Source organism: Leptospira mtsangambouensis (assembly GCF_004770475.1).
Classification (GTDB): Bacteria; Spirochaetota; Leptospiria; order Leptospirales; family Leptospiraceae; genus Leptospira_A; species Leptospira_A mtsangambouensis.
On record NZ_RQHK01000005.1, the window covers coordinates 197,351 to 211,903 of the forward strand.

Genomic DNA, 14,553 nt, shown 5'->3' on the forward strand with positions numbered 1-14,553 from the left:
TCATGTAGTACTTTGTTAGGTGAAAATGACGAAGAACTGGACTCCCAATTTGATTTGTCAATTTTTCCTTGCTATTTTTCACTTCGTCGGTATTGTTTTTTTAGCAAATGTCCATCAATCGTTTTGATTTACTCGCCATCGGGGGCGGTCCTGCCGCACAAAAAGCTGCTATCCAAGCAAGCAAAATGGGAAAAAAAGCAGCCATTATAGAAAAAGACCCTTACTTGGGTGGAGGTTGTGTCCACTACGGAACCATCCCTTCCAAATCCTTACAAGAAACGAGTCGCTTCTATCGAAATTTAAGATTGTCCAATTTACACGGATTACAATCACCACAACCGGCAATGCTTACCTTACAGGAACTTATGTTTCGTGCGGGGACTGTGATTGAAAAAGAAGAAGATGTCACCCGCGAACAAATGATCCAAAACCGAGTCACAACTCTTACTGGTTGGGGAAAGCTCGTGGATGCCAATCATGTAGAAGTCACAGACTCTGCCGGTAGAAAAAAAGTTTATGAAACCGAGAACATTCTCATTGCTACGGGTAGTAGCCCTCGTAGGCCCACAAACGAAAACATTCCTTTTGAAGATGGATTAATCTACGATAGTGATGGGCTCTTTGCGATGAAAAAGATGCCTGCTTCTTTAGCGGTAGTGGGTGCTGGAATCATTGGGTCGGAATACGCTACAATTTTTGCTCATATCGGAGTGAAGGTTCATCTCTTTGATTCCCAAAGTCGTATCCTTGGTTTTTTGGATGAAGATGTGTCAAATGAAATGACCCGTATCATGCAACAATCTGGGATTTCCATCCATGTGGATTCTTCCATTACAAAGTACAACAAACTTCCCAATGAGGAAGGATTTGAACTCACAACTAACAAAGGTGAAGTGGTGCGAGTCAACCAAGTTCTGATTTCTCGTGGCCGATTGGGAAATGTAGACAACTTAGGATTAGAATCAGTTGGAATCACTCCCAATGATCGAAAACAAATTTTGGTAAATGAAAACTATCAAACCAACGTTTCTAATATCTACGCTTGTGGAGATGTCATTGGATTCCCTAGTTTGGCTTCCGTGTCCATGTACCAAGGTGCTTATGTCGCAAAACATATGTTTGGTCATCCATCTGTTCCAGTGGATGCAGAAGAATTCCCCATTGGGATTTATACTTTGCCTGAGATTGCGACAATTGGACCAACGGAAGAAGCTCTCAAAGCCCGAGGAGTTTCCTATGGAGTGGGAATGGCAAGGTTTGATACCATCACTCGCGCTCAAATCAGCGGTGATCAAGTGGGACTTTTAAAAATCATTTTTGATAAACAGTCCAGAAGAGTTTTGGGAGTTCATATCATATCTGACAAAGCAACAGAACTCATTGCTCTTGGGCAATGTGTGGTGAATCTCAAGGCTCCGATTGAGTATTTCACCGAACATATTTTTAATTACCCAACCATGATAGGTGCTTATAAAAATGCCGCGAATGATGCCCTTTTGAGAGAAAAATAATCGGCATTTCTTGAGAATCTGACCTATCCCGTTTGTTTACTTTTATAGAGAAGAACGGGATTTTACTTGTCAGAGACTCGGTTTTACCAACACATACAAGATTGTGTCAGACAAAACTGTCTCTATGAGTCAAATTTATGAAAGAAGCCATAAGCGTATTTATGACTTCCTCTACAAGTACACTCAAAATGCGGACACGGCAATGGATTTGATGCAAGACAGTTTTTTAAGTTTCCATAAACATTATGGCAACGCCGGCCTCTCGGAAGAGAAGTCCGTCATGGTTTTGTACACAATTGCCCGCAATTTATCGATCAATTATGCTAAAAAGTTTTCTACAACAAGGGAGATAGTCTCCGATGAGATCGAGTTTCATAGCCACAATCCAAAACTCGAAACCAAAGCGGAATACCAAGACTTAGAAGATCGTCTTTATTCCTTTTTAGGAGAACTCTCGGAAGAAGAAAGGTCTGCCTTGTTACTCAAGAATGTGGAAGGATTTCAGCTCGTACAAATCGCTGAGGTCTTAGGAGTTTCGGTTTCTACTGCTTCTCGTTTGGTCATAAGGGCCACTGAGAAAGTGTTGGCCATAGCCAAAAGAGAAAATCTGGTACCGGATTAGAATCAATGAACGAATTTGATAAGCAACATACAATCGCTAAATGGGAAGAACTCCTTCGGAAACCCGCCAAAAAAACGGAGTCTGTTGTGTTTCCTTCCTGGGAGACTGTATCAAAACGCCAGATCCAATTCGAATACAAACCAGAACCAAATTCTACTCATAATGTAATTTCGTTTTTCCGCAAACCAATTGGTCTTGCCTTTGTGGGAGGGTCTGCTTTATCACTGGCAGCGGCTCTTTTCTTTGTTTTTTTCCTAAATCCATCTGCACCAGGTGAATCGGAAGTAGCGGTCTCTGCAGCCAAAGAATCCAAACCAATGGTTTCTCCTCTGAAGGTTCTTGTTTCCTCAGTGAAGGGAAAGGTTTCCGTTCTTCCACAAGGAAGTTCCAAATCTGTTCCTCTGGTGAAACATTACCAACTAGCGTCGGGAGATATTATCATTACAGAAGGAACTTCGCAAATTGATTTGGATTTTGAAACTGGTTCTTGGATGCGGATTACTCCTAATTCAGAAGTAGTAATGGATGTAATCGAAAAATCAAATGACTCTCAATCGCAAAAGTTCTCAGTAAAAAAAGGAAAGATCTTCGCTTCCGTTTCGAAACTTTCTAAAGATAGTCATTTTGTTGTGCAGGCTGGCGAGCATCTTACACAAGTTAGAGGGACTGTTTTCAGTGTTCAATTTGATGGACAATCGGAAATTGTAGCCGTGCGGGAAGGTTCAGTGGCAGTAGGGGATCTCATCCTCACTTCTAGGCAACAAACGGTTGTCAAACTTGGAGAAACATTGCCTGTCTCTTCTTCTGAGTTGCATCCGAAAGAAGATAAAGAACTTAAGGCATTTCAAACACAAACCATTCTTGCTCGTGAGTCTATGCTATACGAAGAACACGCAAGATTAGAACTTGTACGATTGGAAGATGGAACTGAATACCGAGGAGTCATTCTTGGCCAATCAGAAACACATCTTCACTTCCAAGGTTTAGAAGGTTTGATTGAAATTCCGATCCAAAAGATCTTAGAAACAGAAAAAATTCGTTAATCTCTATAAGTTTTTGACAATATTATCTTTTTCTGAGAAGGTCTTCCTGAACGCCCTAGGGGAACACCTTAAAAGAAACCATGTCTCAAAATCACAAAAAAACCTTTCGTTTTCACTATCTTATCGATAAGGAATTCCAATTAAAGTTTTTAGCTCATTATTCTTTGTTATTTATATCTGGGGTACTTGTGACTTTAGGTTTTCTCTATTGGCTGAACCAAGCCAAGTATGATGGCGGTGCTGTGTTTCGTCTTCGCCAAGATGCACAAACTGTGTTTTGGAAAGTGGAAAACGACGATCCATCTCCAGGCGAAGCAAAAGAGAAGTTTGTTCCTCGAGAGATTTACCTTCCGAGTTATGACCACCAATTGAATATGTATACCATTCAGTTTGATGCAGTTGTCACTCTTTCCATTCTCTATTTACTTTTGATCACTGTATTTTCTGTATTCAAATCACATAAGATGGCAGGGCCTGTTTTTAGTATCAAACGGTCTTTACAACGGATGGCATCAGGGGATCCCATTGAAACCATTCGCATTCGAAAAGGGGATGAGTTCCAAGAGCTTGTAGAAGTATTGAATGAGGTCATTCAAAAACGAGTGGCCGGTCCTTCCCGTAAATAATTACAAACCAACTTTGCCACTTGGCCAGATAAAAGTCCCCATTTGATTTGGGGGCGGTGTTTCAGCTTCTCTCGACTCTTTTGTCCGTCCAAAACCATTCCAATTCTTAATTCTTTCGGTTTGACTTTCTATTTGAAATCCGTAAGATTTTTGCATTATGAAAAAGAAACACAACTATCTCTTTTCTAATATCCTCTTCCTCCTAATGGCTTTTGGGGTTGGATGTAACCAGCCAACACTTGCTAGGTTGAGTTCTGATAATATCCTTGGTGCTGACGCAAAAGCAAAATTATTAGAAGCCTCACGTAAGATAGATGGAGCCAAATTTGCACCACTGGGAGTCGGATCGGCAGGAGCAGAAGCCTCATCCTCCTTATTGAATGGAGTTTTAATCCCCATCCTTGCCGAAATCAACCCAGACAAATACTACAAACGAGACACTGTGGACTCTTGTGAAAAGAATATCTATCTTTTGGGTTTAGCACTCCCTAACTATGCCTCCGTTGAACTTTCTTGTGAAATCAAAGAGGTAACAACTTTCGATTTTTAATTCGACCATCCATGCTAACCAAGTCCTTGTGGCTTGTTAGCATTTTCCTCTAGTTTCCTTTTCGCATTTGGAATAGATTTTAGGTGAAACAACGACTAGTATTTCTTTGTAGATTTATACCTGAAGCAATATGTAACTTCCCATAATTGATCTTATGTCGCATTGGATTCGGTGGGGTTTTGTATAGAAAGGCACATCGGTAACACTTTAGATCAACGCGCATGGGTGACAATGAGTTTGGCGCCTCGGATCCATTCTTCCATTGCCCAATGATTTTAAAACGACCGCGCTTTACGCTTCAATCTTTGCTTCGCAAAGGATTTTCGCTGCAATCGCTGGCGCATCAACATTTTTGGATCAGTAAAAATTAGATCTATTTTGTTCCGCAGGTTTTTTTCTTGATGTCTTCACAAAGATAAGAACCGACTAATCGTTCGGCATCACATTGAAATTTTGCCGCCGCTTTTACTTCTGAACTTCCTGTGACTGATGAAGACCGTTCGGAACAAAACGCATAAGACTGGTATACCACAAGAGAACAAGCCAGATAATCTAAATCGGCTCGTTCGCAGGCTTCATAAGAAGGATTGGTTTTTGTACATTGAAAGAGTAAAAAGAGAAAGAAAACCGAAAGAATAAAACAACGCACTGTCCTTTTTAGACAGATTTATGTTTCGTTTTAGTCCCGGTTTTTCTCAAGTTTAGCGTTAAAGTTTAGTATTGTATTTTTGCATGATTTGGTTTCTTTCGATGTATCGAATTTTTCCAAACGCTGTTGCCTTTTTTTCCATTACTGGAAGGCCAGGATCATTTTTTAGAATCAAATGATAACTTCTATCTCGAACAATCATTGAATCCAATTTGACGATCCCAAATTCATTAAAAAGAGCCCGAAGCTCTTCTATCGTCACTCCCTCTTCTGTAGCAAAAAGATATTCACCTTCTTTAAACATTGGGCTTTGGCCTTGGATGGGTCGCAATTGTTGGGATTGTTTTGGTTCACCAAACAAGGTGCAGCCTGTGGTTAAGGCTGCAACCAGAATGCTGTAACCGAGTGTTTTATTGTAAAACAGCGGTAACTCCAGTGACTTGTTTCAGATGTTTGATGGAAGCGTTCGCATTGATCGCTTTGCCATACTGAGTTGTACCTGTAAGGGCAGTCTCTGTTACTCCACCTTCAATCAGCTTTGTGATCACATCTTGGTAAGTAAAACTTGGATTGTAAGAACGAATTAATGCTGCAACTCCAGCAGTATTGGGTGTTGCCATGGAAGTTCCATTCAAGTATGCGAGCGCAGAATTTGAAGGTGCCCAAGCAGTGAGAAATACATCCCCAACGATCCCACCAGGGTATTGACCAGAAGTATCAGATACCATCCTGTAACCTACCGTACAGTTGGTTCCAGCTCCCCCAATACAGTTGGTGAGGATTTTGGTATCAGCAGAATTACTCACAAAAGCAGTGCCACCATTTCGACAAAGTTGTGATTGGAAGGACCCTAAATTTCCATCATACATGGTTAATGTTGTTCCAGCTGCGGGAGAACCTGCAGTGGCAGAATACTTTGCTTGGATATAATCATAACAAGAAGTAGAATCTTTCCTTTCTCCAACGCTTACGATGAAATGAGAGAGAGATACATTCGTGGCTCCCGTTGGGATTGTGAAATTTTTGTATACAATACTATTCGTACTTAATGACAAATTTGTCATTGTATTGGAGGAACTATCAAATAATACATTTGCTAATGTACAATCAGCAGTGACTAGCATTTTGTAATTTGCTAATGTACAAGTGGATGATACCCATGCAGTTCCTGAAGTCGCATAAGACCAATCGGAATAACTTGTTGCATTTTCATTGTAAGATACTTCTGTCCCATACCCGCTATAGATATTCGTACCAGGAGCACCAAAATCGGCAGAGCGACTGGCAACAGTAACATTTGAATCATAATTTGAAAAATTCGCTAAGGCATGTTTTTGGTCGAGTGCAGAAATACAAATCACATTGGCGTTGGTATTTTCGCAAGGGTATGCGTTTCCTGTGCCACTTAAGTTTAAACCATCGTTTCCGGCAGCAACCACTACCAAAACATCATTGGTTCTGGCAAATTCAATCGCCGAATTGATTGCAGTACTAAAACTAGGACCACCCAAACTCATATTGATGACTTTTGCACCGTTGCGAACAGCAAAGTAAATTCCGTTGGCGATATTATCGTTTGTTCCTCCATCAAGTCCCAAAACGCGAACTGCCATGATTTTTGCGGATTGGCAAACACCTGAAATCCCAACCCCATTGTTCCCTACAGCACCTATGGTCATGGCAACATGGGTTCCATGTCCTTCTTCATCACGAGGATTGTTGTCCCCACTTGCAAAGTCATAACCGTGGTTAGGGCAACCGCCACCAATAGCAGTTCCGTTTTGGTTCACACAGCCACCAGAACCATCCCACATATTTCCCACCAAATCTTGGTGAGTGTAAGTGACCCCTGTATCAAGCACAGCCACAATGGTATTATTGCAACTAGTTGTCACATCCCAAGCACCAAGAACATTCATGTCTTTACCAGAAGTTCCAGGGTTACTAGAGTTAGCTGTGTAACTAGGCGAAGCAAGAGTTTGGCCAGTATTGTTCAGTCCCCAAAGTCTAGTAAATTCAGGATCATTTGGTGTAGAGGCTTGTTTATAATACAAATACCGGGGTTCCACGGACTCCACACTAGGATCTTGTTTAATCCTCGCTAGTCCCTGTTCCATTGTTTCAGATGCAGCTAGTTTAGCGGTGGTAAAATGTCCTTTTAGGTTCAGAACACCAGTGCCAGCAGCTAACTTAGATGTTTGATGCACAAGCTCTGAGTCTGGGATACTTTTTTTAAATGTAATGACAACTTCACCAGGTAGATACGGAAGTTTTTGACCGGCTTTTGACTTAGCACGTAGCGCTTCGATATCTAGTTTGGTTTGATCCAAGTTTAATACTGGTTCTGAAATTAAGATGTTTGTAGCGACTAATACTGATGCTACGATCAAAAGTTTCGAAATCGATTTTTTATTAAATTTCATATAATTAATTCCTATTCTATGTACTCGGAACATTTACTGCTGAGGTTTGTGTGGAGGGAGTTCCTCCAGTTGTGTTGTATTTTCCATAAGAATATACTTTGAAATACCAATTCCCGAAGGTAGGCACAGAGATTACTTTGGAAACCGGTGTTGTGCCACCAGCATTGGGGACATCTGCGCATAATACAGTAGTTCCGTTGTGAACCGCTGTAAATCCAGAGGTCTGGCTATAACATACTTTATAACCACCATCAGTATCGTTCGCTGCTTTTTCATTCGTTCCTGTCCAACTGACGAGAACATCTGCACCCGTTTTTCCAGTACCTGACACATTTAAGTCAGCACTAGAAGCAGCACCATTGTTTCCATTAGTGGTAGCAATACGAACCACTGCTGCCCTTGCCCCTGTTGTTGATGGAGCAAACTGGATTGTAAATGTTCCAGATGCACCCGCCGCAAGAGTTGCACCAGCACTAAAAGCACTGATGGTAAAATCGCCTGTATGACCACTTGGTTTGGAAAGAGTAATACCAGTCATCGTAGCAGTTCCAGTATTACTAATGGTTACGGTTTTTGTGCTAGATGTTACGGTCGGCCATACAACACCAAAAGTAGGAATAGATCCCCCAGTTGTAAAACTAGTGGAGTTATGAGAAATCGAAATGGTAGGAACTGGTTTTGGTGTTCCTGTTCCCGTAGCTGTAAATAAGAATGCTAATGCTCCATCATAAGAAACCGCTATATTCGAAGTTTTAACCTCTGCTGCACCAGTGGGAGAAAATTGAATTGTAAAAGTAGCAGAAGCATTTGCTGCCAGTGTCGTTGGGAATCCAGCTAAATTTAGTACAAAGTTTGCATTAGAGGATGTCACTGCAGGTGGACCGTCTAGATTTGCGACAGCACTTCCCGTGTTTTTGACAGTAAATGTCACAGCACTTCCTATCGAGTCAATTTCGACTGAACCCATTCCATAACTTCCATTTGAAGCAATTTGTGTGGCACCCACTGAAACTGCCAATCGAGGAGTAGCAGCTTCAGCTGTGCCTGTTAGGTTCATTTGAAAAGATCCTACTGCGGCATCACTCGATTGAATTTTAATCGTCGCGGTTTTCACACCTATTGATGTCGGTTTAAAATTCAATGTGAATATCGCAGAAGCACCAGCCGCAAGAGTTGAACTTGCAGGTTGTGTCACTGTGAACTGAGAAGCATCCGTTCCGGAAAGAGCAACAACATTTGGAGAACCAGGAAGTGAGATTGCAACATTCCCACTGTTTTTGATGGTAACCGTTCCTGTTTTTCCATCGGCTGTATTGATGGGTTCAGAACCTAAATTAAGTGTTGCTCCACTTTCCCGGCTAACACCTTCATAGAGAATTTCCAATTTGGGGGCTGGTACATCACCACCGCCACCACCTAAACCCAATAGTGCAAAGGCAGCTCCACCACCACCTCCGCCGCCACCAGGACAAGCAACTAACGTAGTTAAAGATAATAAGGGAATTAGAATGTTCTTTTTTAAATTCATAGTGACTCGGAAGGATTTCAATTTTCAACCACGTTAGGTTTTCTATTCAGATTTCGCAATCGTACCTTTTTTCTCGCCTTGCAAAAATTACGTTAAAAACGTTCTGTGAGCGTTTTTAGAACGTTAGTTCTGGTTTGGTTGAAAAAAAAATTATCATTTGGGCCCAAAGGATGGGTTGTACTACGTGTTTGTCGGTGTTTGGTTTGGTGTTTAGTCTTCTTCAGGTGGGCTTACAATACCATTTTTAGGGATTTCCTTACGATGACGAATGTCATTCTCGCACTCCAAATGCTTGTAAGACGAGAGAGAAGGGATTGTTTTGTCCGTAATTTCGCTATGATCGAGATCGTATTCCCAGTATTTGGTGCGGTTCCCTTGCCAGTCATAAGGAACTGTTTTTTGAAATACAAACTCTTTCATCGTGAGTGATTTTGTTTGTTGGATCTCCAAAAACAAATTCCCATAAAAGAAATTGGGGATAGGAAAAAAATACAAACACCCAACAAGTAACATGTCTTCCTTATACTCTGATTGAGAAGGAAGAAACAGAAAAAATGGTTGTTTCGATTTTGCCAGTGGAAGTGGATAAATTCGTAACTGTTGTTTTGTGGTCATTTGATTGCTTTCAAATATTAAGCTGACTGGAATTTCTTCCACATTTCCAATGGTTTGGTCTTTGCCTCGAACCAACCGCAAAACTAAATAACTTTCTTTGTCCTCCAAATTTGTAGGAGTGAACTGCTGACCCCTTCTCTTTGTTTCCATCAAAGGAACCAATTTACAATTTGAATCGAAAAAAAAGAGAATCAGTAAAAAACTAAAACAGAAATACGGATTCACCCAACTTACTGATTGCATTTTCTTTTGAATCATGTTAAAATCAACCATGGTATATTACTTAATTCTCACAACCATTCCTGTTGCTATCATTTCGGCATTTTTTATCCATTGGTTTACATTGCAAGACGAACCAAATCCACTCAAACGTTTAGAACATTCCCGTGGGATTTATATTGGATTTTCCTTTCAAATCCTATTATTTGCTTGGTTATTATTTCAATTAGGGCATGCACGATTCGCGTATCCGCTATACGCCATTGGGTTTTCTTTTTTAGGAGATTGGTTTAACCTTCAGTTCCCAATTGCTAAAAAACAAATGGAAGACCCAGTCCTTGGGGGAATTTTCAGTTTTGCCATTGCACAAGTTTTCTTTTTATTATCCTTTTGGAAACTAACCACATGGAATGAACTTTATACAGGTGTTTTGCCTTATATTGTCACCATTGTATTATTGATTTTACCAGCCCTGATTTTTTATTTCCGAGTGTACAATCCCAATCGTTCCAAATGGGTAATGGCCTCTGCCTTTGTTTATGGGCTGATTTTGTGTTTTTTTGTTTCTCTATGTTTTAACGCCTATCTAGCATTTGGTGGAGTGTGGATGTATTTGGCAATTGGTGCAGGGTTTTTCCTTCTTTCCGATGCGGTGATGGGAGAAACAACAATCAATGGAACAAGACACCCAAAATGGGAATTCCAAGTTCCTTGGGTCACCTATTTAATTGCACAAAGTTTTTTGTTAGTGGGATTCTTTCTTGTCTCTCACACAAGACATATCTAAATTCATGATTCGGTAATATTCCCCGAATTCAATAAACCATTGTTTGGTGACATCTTTTTTGATTGTTCCCAAGCAATGATCATTCGTTTCCGATTTGGATCCCACCTGTACCCACCAAATAAACCTGATGTTTGGATCACACGGTGGCAAGGAATTAGATAAGCGATAGGATTTTTGCCAATGGCTGTTCCCACGGCCCTTTGTGCAGAGGGTTGCCCTATGGATTCGGCAATATCTCCATACGTACAAAGACTTCCCATTGGTATTTTTAATAAAGATTTCCAGACTTTAAATTGAAATTCTGTTCCGTATAAATAGAGAGGAACGGGAGATTCAGGGAATACAAAATTTTGAAAGTAGTCTTTTAATTTTTGGTGTTCCTTTGATCCTCCCTCTTTCCAAATCGCATTGGGAAATTCTCTTTTTGTTTCCTGGATCCCTTGGTCCAAAGATTCAATGAATTGAAGAGACTGGATCCCTCGTTCGGAAGACACCAATAGAATCTCTCCAAAAGCAGAAGGAAATACTTCGTATTGCAAAACCATCCCCTCCCCTCCTCGTTTGAATTCGCCAGGAGTCATTGCTTCTAATTTTACAAATAAATCATGCAATCGTCCCGTGCTGGATAGTCCGAGAGAATATGTTGTATCCAAAATGTTTGACTCCTTTAGCAGTTGTTTGGCGTGAGAGATTGTAACAAATTGTAAAAATTCTTTTGGGGATACACCAGCCCAAGTGCGAAATACTTTTTGAAAATGGAAAGGACTTAAGGATACCCTTTCAGCTAAAACATCCAAATTGGGTTGTTCTTCAAAATGCTCCAAAACATATTCGATGGAGTTTTTTATGATTTCATAGTGTTTGTGATTGGAATCCACAAGGAAATCCTAACTGATTTGCGAAATGTTGGAAACCCGATTCTTGCGATTTCTTAAAATAAAATACAAATTGTTTGATTTTTTCGTTAGGAATTTCTTCAATAAGAATAAAAGTGTCACCTCCTTTGGATCCATTTCCCGTACTAACCGCCTTACAATCCATTGTTGATTCGATCCAAAAAAATCCAGTTACCATTTTGGATGCCCCACCAGGGACAGGAAAAACAACAGTCCTACCGACGGAACTTCTAAAAGCTGGCCTCTCCTTTGGGAAAAAAATTTGTATCTTAGAACCGAGGCGTATCGCTGCAAAAAATGCCGCCAAAAGGATTAGCCAAAGTCTAAACGAATCCTTGGGAGAAACTGTTGGGTATCGAGTTCGGTTTGATACTAAGGTAGGAAAAAATACAAAGATTGAATTTGTAACCGATGGGATCTTAACCAAAATTTTACTGGCAGATCCAGAACTCAAAGAATATGGACTGATTGTCTTTGACGAATTTCATGAAAGACGAATGGACTCTGATTTATGTTTTGCATTGGCACGCAGAACCCAAGAAGTCTTTCGGAATGATTTAAAAATACTTGTTATGTCTGCAACTCTCGAAGGTCAAAATTTCGAATCGATCGGGATCCAATCAAAACCCATCTATGTCAGTGCCAACCCTCATCCTTTAGAAATTTTTCATATGGGTGATTCTCCAAAAAAAATAAATGAAAGATTAATGGATTTAATCCCCAAAGCCGTAGAACAAACAGAAGGTGATATCCTTGTATTTTTGTCAGGGAAAAAAGAAATTCAAATCTTAAGAAACCAATTAGAATCTTTAGCTGTGATCAAATCCAACACAGTGGTTTACGGGTTATATGGAGACATGGATTTATCCGAACAAGAAAAAATCTTCCTACCCTCACTTTCAGGGAAAAAGAAAATCATTCTTTCCACAAATATCGCAGAGTCTTCTGTGACCATCCCCGGTGTTCGGATTGTATTTGATACAGGATACCATAAACATGTTATTTTTGATTCTGAATCTGGAGTTTCTCACTTAGTCAAAGATCGAATCAGTTTGAGTAGCGCCAAACAACGTGCAGGGCGAGCTGCAAGAGAAGGAAAAGGTTTGGTGTACCGTCTTTGGTCCAAAGATGAGGAAAATTCTTTTTTAGACAGAACCAAACCGGAAATTCTGGAGGGAGATATTGATCGTTTGGTTTTAGAGATAAAGTCATGGGGAGAAGAAATCCATCAATTACCTTTTTTGGACTCACCAAACAAAGGATCGGTGGCCCAAAGTATAAACCGGTTGAAGCTCCTTGGATGTTTGGATGCAAATACAAACTTAACAAACTTAGGGAAAGAATGCATTCGATACCCACTTCCCATTCGGTTGGGAAAAATTTTGGCAATTCTACCAAAGGAAAATGAAAATATCATTGCCGATATTGTTTCGTTAGTTGGAAAAGAAAATACTGGAATTGATGCAAAAACTTTCCCAGAAGAGAATCATCCCTCTCAATTCCCTTTTGAATTACGTATCATTTTTGATCAAATTTTGCGTATTTATAAGGAAAAAACCGATTTTTCTACCATTCTCTCGGGTAAAAATAGGCTCTTTTATTTGGCATCTGGATTCCCAGATCGGATAGCAAAAGCCAAAACCCAAGGGGGGAAAGATTTTAAACTTTCAAATGGTAAATTAGGAATATTGAATACAACCTCCATTCAAATTCCTGAATATATCTTAGTTTTGGATACATTCTCCTTCGGCCAAGACCTATACATTACAAACTATTTGCCTTTGGACTTAAATTTAATTGAAGAATGTTTTTCAGAACAAATTCAAACAAAAGTTGTTTCCGAAAAACGAATCAACCAAAGAGGAGAATCCTTTCTTTTGGTGAAAGAAGAGAGAAGTCTCGGAGGATTGGTTTTAGATTCAAAAGAATCCAAAGATTCAAACGAGACCATCCTAGTTTTAGCTTTGGAAGAATACATCACAAAGTCCAACTGGGAAGAAGATTGGTTAAAAGATTCTGAATTAAAACATTTTTATCACCGTGTCCGATTTTTAGTTAACTTTGGAGTTTTGGATCTCAATGTGGAACCGACGTATCTAAAACAAACAGCAAAGGAGTGGTTGTTCCCCTTTATCAATTTTGATTCAGGAAAATTGTCCTTAGACAAACTCCCCTTTTTGGAAGCATTCAAAGCCTATGTTGGTTATGAAAGATTGAATTTGATTAATTCTGAAGCACCAGTATCCATCCAAGTTCCTTCTGGCTCTCGCATCCATTTGAACTATGATGGAATCGAACCAGAACTTCATGTCAAATTACAAGAGTTATTTGGTTTAAAATCACTCCCGAAACTTGCCAATGGAAAAGTAAATATATTGATCCACTTACTTTCTCCTGCACGTCGTCCTGTACAAATTACAAAAGATTTAGAAAGTTTCTGGAACCATGGGTACCATGAAGTTAAAAAAGAATTAAAAGGTAGATACCCAAAACACCCTTGGCCTGAAAAACCTTGGGAAGCTGTTCCAACAAAACACTTAAATCACACCAAACGTTCGTAAGTGGAAACCCATCCTTTTTTATTTACGAAAAATTTAGTTTGGCAATTGGGACAAAGGTAATCCCCCGCAAGTTTCCAACGAAGGAGAGATTGGCATTCTGGACAATGGATGGTTTTCTCCTCGGTTTTGGGTGTGAGTTCATTTGCTGGTGTTTCACTGAGGATCTGGGATTCTAAAAAATGGATACAATCAGATTCTGCGGAATGGAGAGAAAGTAATTGAGAGTTTTCTTCTGAAACGGCAATCGATAAGCCGAACCCCGCCACTTTGGACCCGGTTTCTTTGCACCGGCCTGCAATCTTTCTTAAAAATTCCCAACCTACTTCTGTGACTTCGTCAACTTCCGAAAAATCAAGGCAAAAAAGAGAGGGGGAAAGAGTTTCCTCCTTCAGTTTTAAATAAAGTTCTGAGCCGATTTCCGCAGAAAATGTTCCCGCTAGGCGGAAAAGAAGTGATTTCAAACAGGTTTTTCCTCTTTTCTATTCTTCGGAAAAGATTCTGTATTTACAAGGAATTTTGTTCC

General features: G+C 40.0%; 14 protein-coding genes. 7 read left to right on the top strand and 7 right to left on the bottom strand.

Going from position 1 to position 14,553, the window contains the following annotated elements; all coding sequences use genetic code 11:
* The first annotated feature begins 107 nt into the window (after nt 1-107).
* The 5 genes from sthA (at nt 108) to EHR01_RS09125 (ending at nt 4,352) form a co-directional block, all read left to right on the top strand.
* Nucleotides 108-1,511 carry a Si-specific NAD(P)(+) transhydrogenase gene (gene sthA, locus EHR01_RS09105; RefSeq protein WP_135694467.1) on the top strand — a complete coding sequence of 468 codons (1,404 nt, stop codon included), beginning with the start codon at nt 108-110 and terminating at the stop codon, nt 1,509-1,511.
* A 124-nt stretch (nt 1,512-1,635) separates the two neighbouring features.
* Nucleotides 1,636-2,133, top strand: coding sequence for an RNA polymerase sigma factor (locus EHR01_RS09110; RefSeq protein ID WP_020777109.1), 498 nt, complete (start codon nt 1,636-1,638; stop codon nt 2,131-2,133).
* Nucleotides 2,134-2,138: 5 nt separating this feature from the next.
* Complete coding sequence (locus tag EHR01_RS09115) at nt 2,139-3,176, top strand: FecR family protein (protein WP_135694469.1); 1,038 nt, start codon at nt 2,139-2,141, stop codon at nt 3,174-3,176.
* An 80-nt stretch (nt 3,177-3,256) separates the two neighbouring features.
* Nucleotides 3,257-3,802: a HAMP domain-containing protein gene (locus tag EHR01_RS09120; RefSeq protein ID WP_135694470.1), complete on the top strand. Its 546-nt coding sequence runs from the start codon at nt 3,257-3,259 to the stop codon at nt 3,800-3,802.
* 157 nt (nt 3,803-3,959) lie between these two features.
* Entirely contained in the window at nt 3,960-4,352 is a 393-nt protein-coding gene (locus EHR01_RS09125) for a TIGR04452 family lipoprotein (protein ID WP_135694472.1), read from the top strand.
* 373 nt (nt 4,353-4,725) lie between these two features.
* On the opposite strand, the gene EHR01_RS09130 is transcribed toward EHR01_RS09125, so the two are convergent.
* The 5 genes from EHR01_RS09130 to EHR01_RS09150 all read right to left on the bottom strand — a co-directional run bounded on the left by EHR01_RS09130 (nt 4,726) and on the right by EHR01_RS09150 (nt 9,825).
* Nucleotides 4,726-5,001, bottom strand: a complete 276-nt coding sequence (locus EHR01_RS09130) for a hypothetical protein (RefSeq protein ID WP_135694474.1) — start codon at nt 4,999-5,001, stop codon at nt 4,726-4,728.
* Between the two features lie 58 nt (nt 5,002-5,059).
* Entirely contained in the window at nt 5,060-5,362 is a 303-nt protein-coding gene (locus tag EHR01_RS09135; RefSeq protein WP_135694475.1) for a hypothetical protein, read from the bottom strand.
* Nucleotides 5,363-5,411: 49 nt separating this feature from the next.
* Nucleotides 5,412-7,424, bottom strand: coding sequence for a S8 family serine peptidase (locus tag EHR01_RS09140; RefSeq protein ID WP_135694477.1), 2,013 nt, complete (start codon nt 7,422-7,424; stop codon nt 5,412-5,414).
* Nucleotides 7,425-7,440: 16 nt separating this feature from the next.
* Entirely contained in the window at nt 7,441-8,952 is a 1,512-nt protein-coding gene (locus EHR01_RS09145) for a choice-of-anchor D domain-containing protein (protein WP_135694479.1), read from the bottom strand.
* 210 nt (nt 8,953-9,162) lie between these two features.
* Nucleotides 9,163-9,825 carry a hypothetical protein gene (locus EHR01_RS09150; RefSeq protein ID WP_135694481.1) on the bottom strand — a complete coding sequence of 221 codons (663 nt, stop codon included), beginning with the start codon at nt 9,823-9,825 and terminating at the stop codon, nt 9,163-9,165.
* On the opposite strand from EHR01_RS09150, the gene EHR01_RS09155 reads away from it, so the two are divergent.
* Nucleotides 9,824-10,573, top strand: a complete 750-nt coding sequence (locus tag EHR01_RS09155; protein WP_135694483.1) for a lysoplasmalogenase family protein — start codon at nt 9,824-9,826, stop codon at nt 10,571-10,573. The two genes, EHR01_RS09150 and EHR01_RS09155, sit on opposite strands and share 2 nt — an antisense overlap.
* A gap of 2 nt (nt 10,574-10,575) precedes the next feature.
* Here the strand turns inward: EHR01_RS09155 and EHR01_RS09160 are convergent, their stop codons facing one another.
* A complete protein-coding gene (locus EHR01_RS09160) occupies nt 10,576-11,451 on the bottom strand; it encodes a methylated-DNA--[protein]-cysteine S-methyltransferase (RefSeq protein ID WP_208721756.1) in 876 nt (291 codons plus the stop codon).
* Nucleotides 11,452-11,564: 113 nt separating this feature from the next.
* Between EHR01_RS09160 and hrpB the strand changes: the two genes are divergently transcribed.
* Complete coding sequence (hrpB, locus tag EHR01_RS09165; RefSeq protein ID WP_135694487.1) at nt 11,565-14,030, top strand: ATP-dependent helicase HrpB; 2,466 nt, start codon at nt 11,565-11,567, stop codon at nt 14,028-14,030.
* Here hrpB and EHR01_RS09170 read toward each other — a convergent pair.
* The gene (locus EHR01_RS09170) at nt 14,012-14,491 is read right to left on the bottom strand and encodes a hypothetical protein (RefSeq protein WP_135694489.1); all 480 of its coding nucleotides are present in this window, start codon (nt 14,489-14,491) and stop codon (nt 14,012-14,014) included. The genes hrpB and EHR01_RS09170 overlap by 19 nt on opposite strands.
* Between the last annotated feature and the right edge of the window lie 62 nt (nt 14,492-14,553).

Bases quoted from the DNA above. Each gene is read 5' to 3' on its own strand.
- sthA (WP_135694467.1), top strand. From the start codon at position 108: ATGTCCATCAATCGTTTTGATTTACTCGCCATCGGGGGCGGTCCTGCC.
- EHR01_RS09110 (WP_020777109.1), top strand. From the start codon at position 1,636: ATGAGTCAAATTTATGAAAGAAGCCATAAGCGTATTTATGACTTCCTC.
- EHR01_RS09115 (WP_135694469.1), top strand. From the start codon at position 2,139: ATGAACGAATTTGATAAGCAACATACAATCGCTAAATGGGAAGAACTC.
- EHR01_RS09120 (WP_135694470.1), top strand. From the start codon at position 3,257: ATGTCTCAAAATCACAAAAAAACCTTTCGTTTTCACTATCTTATCGAT.
- EHR01_RS09125 (WP_135694472.1), top strand. From the start codon at position 3,960: ATGAAAAAGAAACACAACTATCTCTTTTCTAATATCCTCTTCCTCCTA.
- EHR01_RS09140 (WP_135694477.1), bottom strand. From the start codon at position 7,424: ATGAAATTTAATAAAAAATCGATTTCGAAACTTTTGATCGTAGCATCA.
- EHR01_RS09145 (WP_135694479.1), bottom strand. From the start codon at position 8,952: ATGAATTTAAAAAAGAACATTCTAATTCCCTTATTATCTTTAACTACG.
- EHR01_RS09155 (WP_135694483.1), top strand. From the start codon at position 9,824: ATGTTAAAATCAACCATGGTATATTACTTAATTCTCACAACCATTCCT.
- EHR01_RS09150 (WP_135694481.1), bottom strand. From the start codon at position 9,825: ATGATTCAAAAGAAAATGCAATCAGTAAGTTGGGTGAATCCGTATTTC.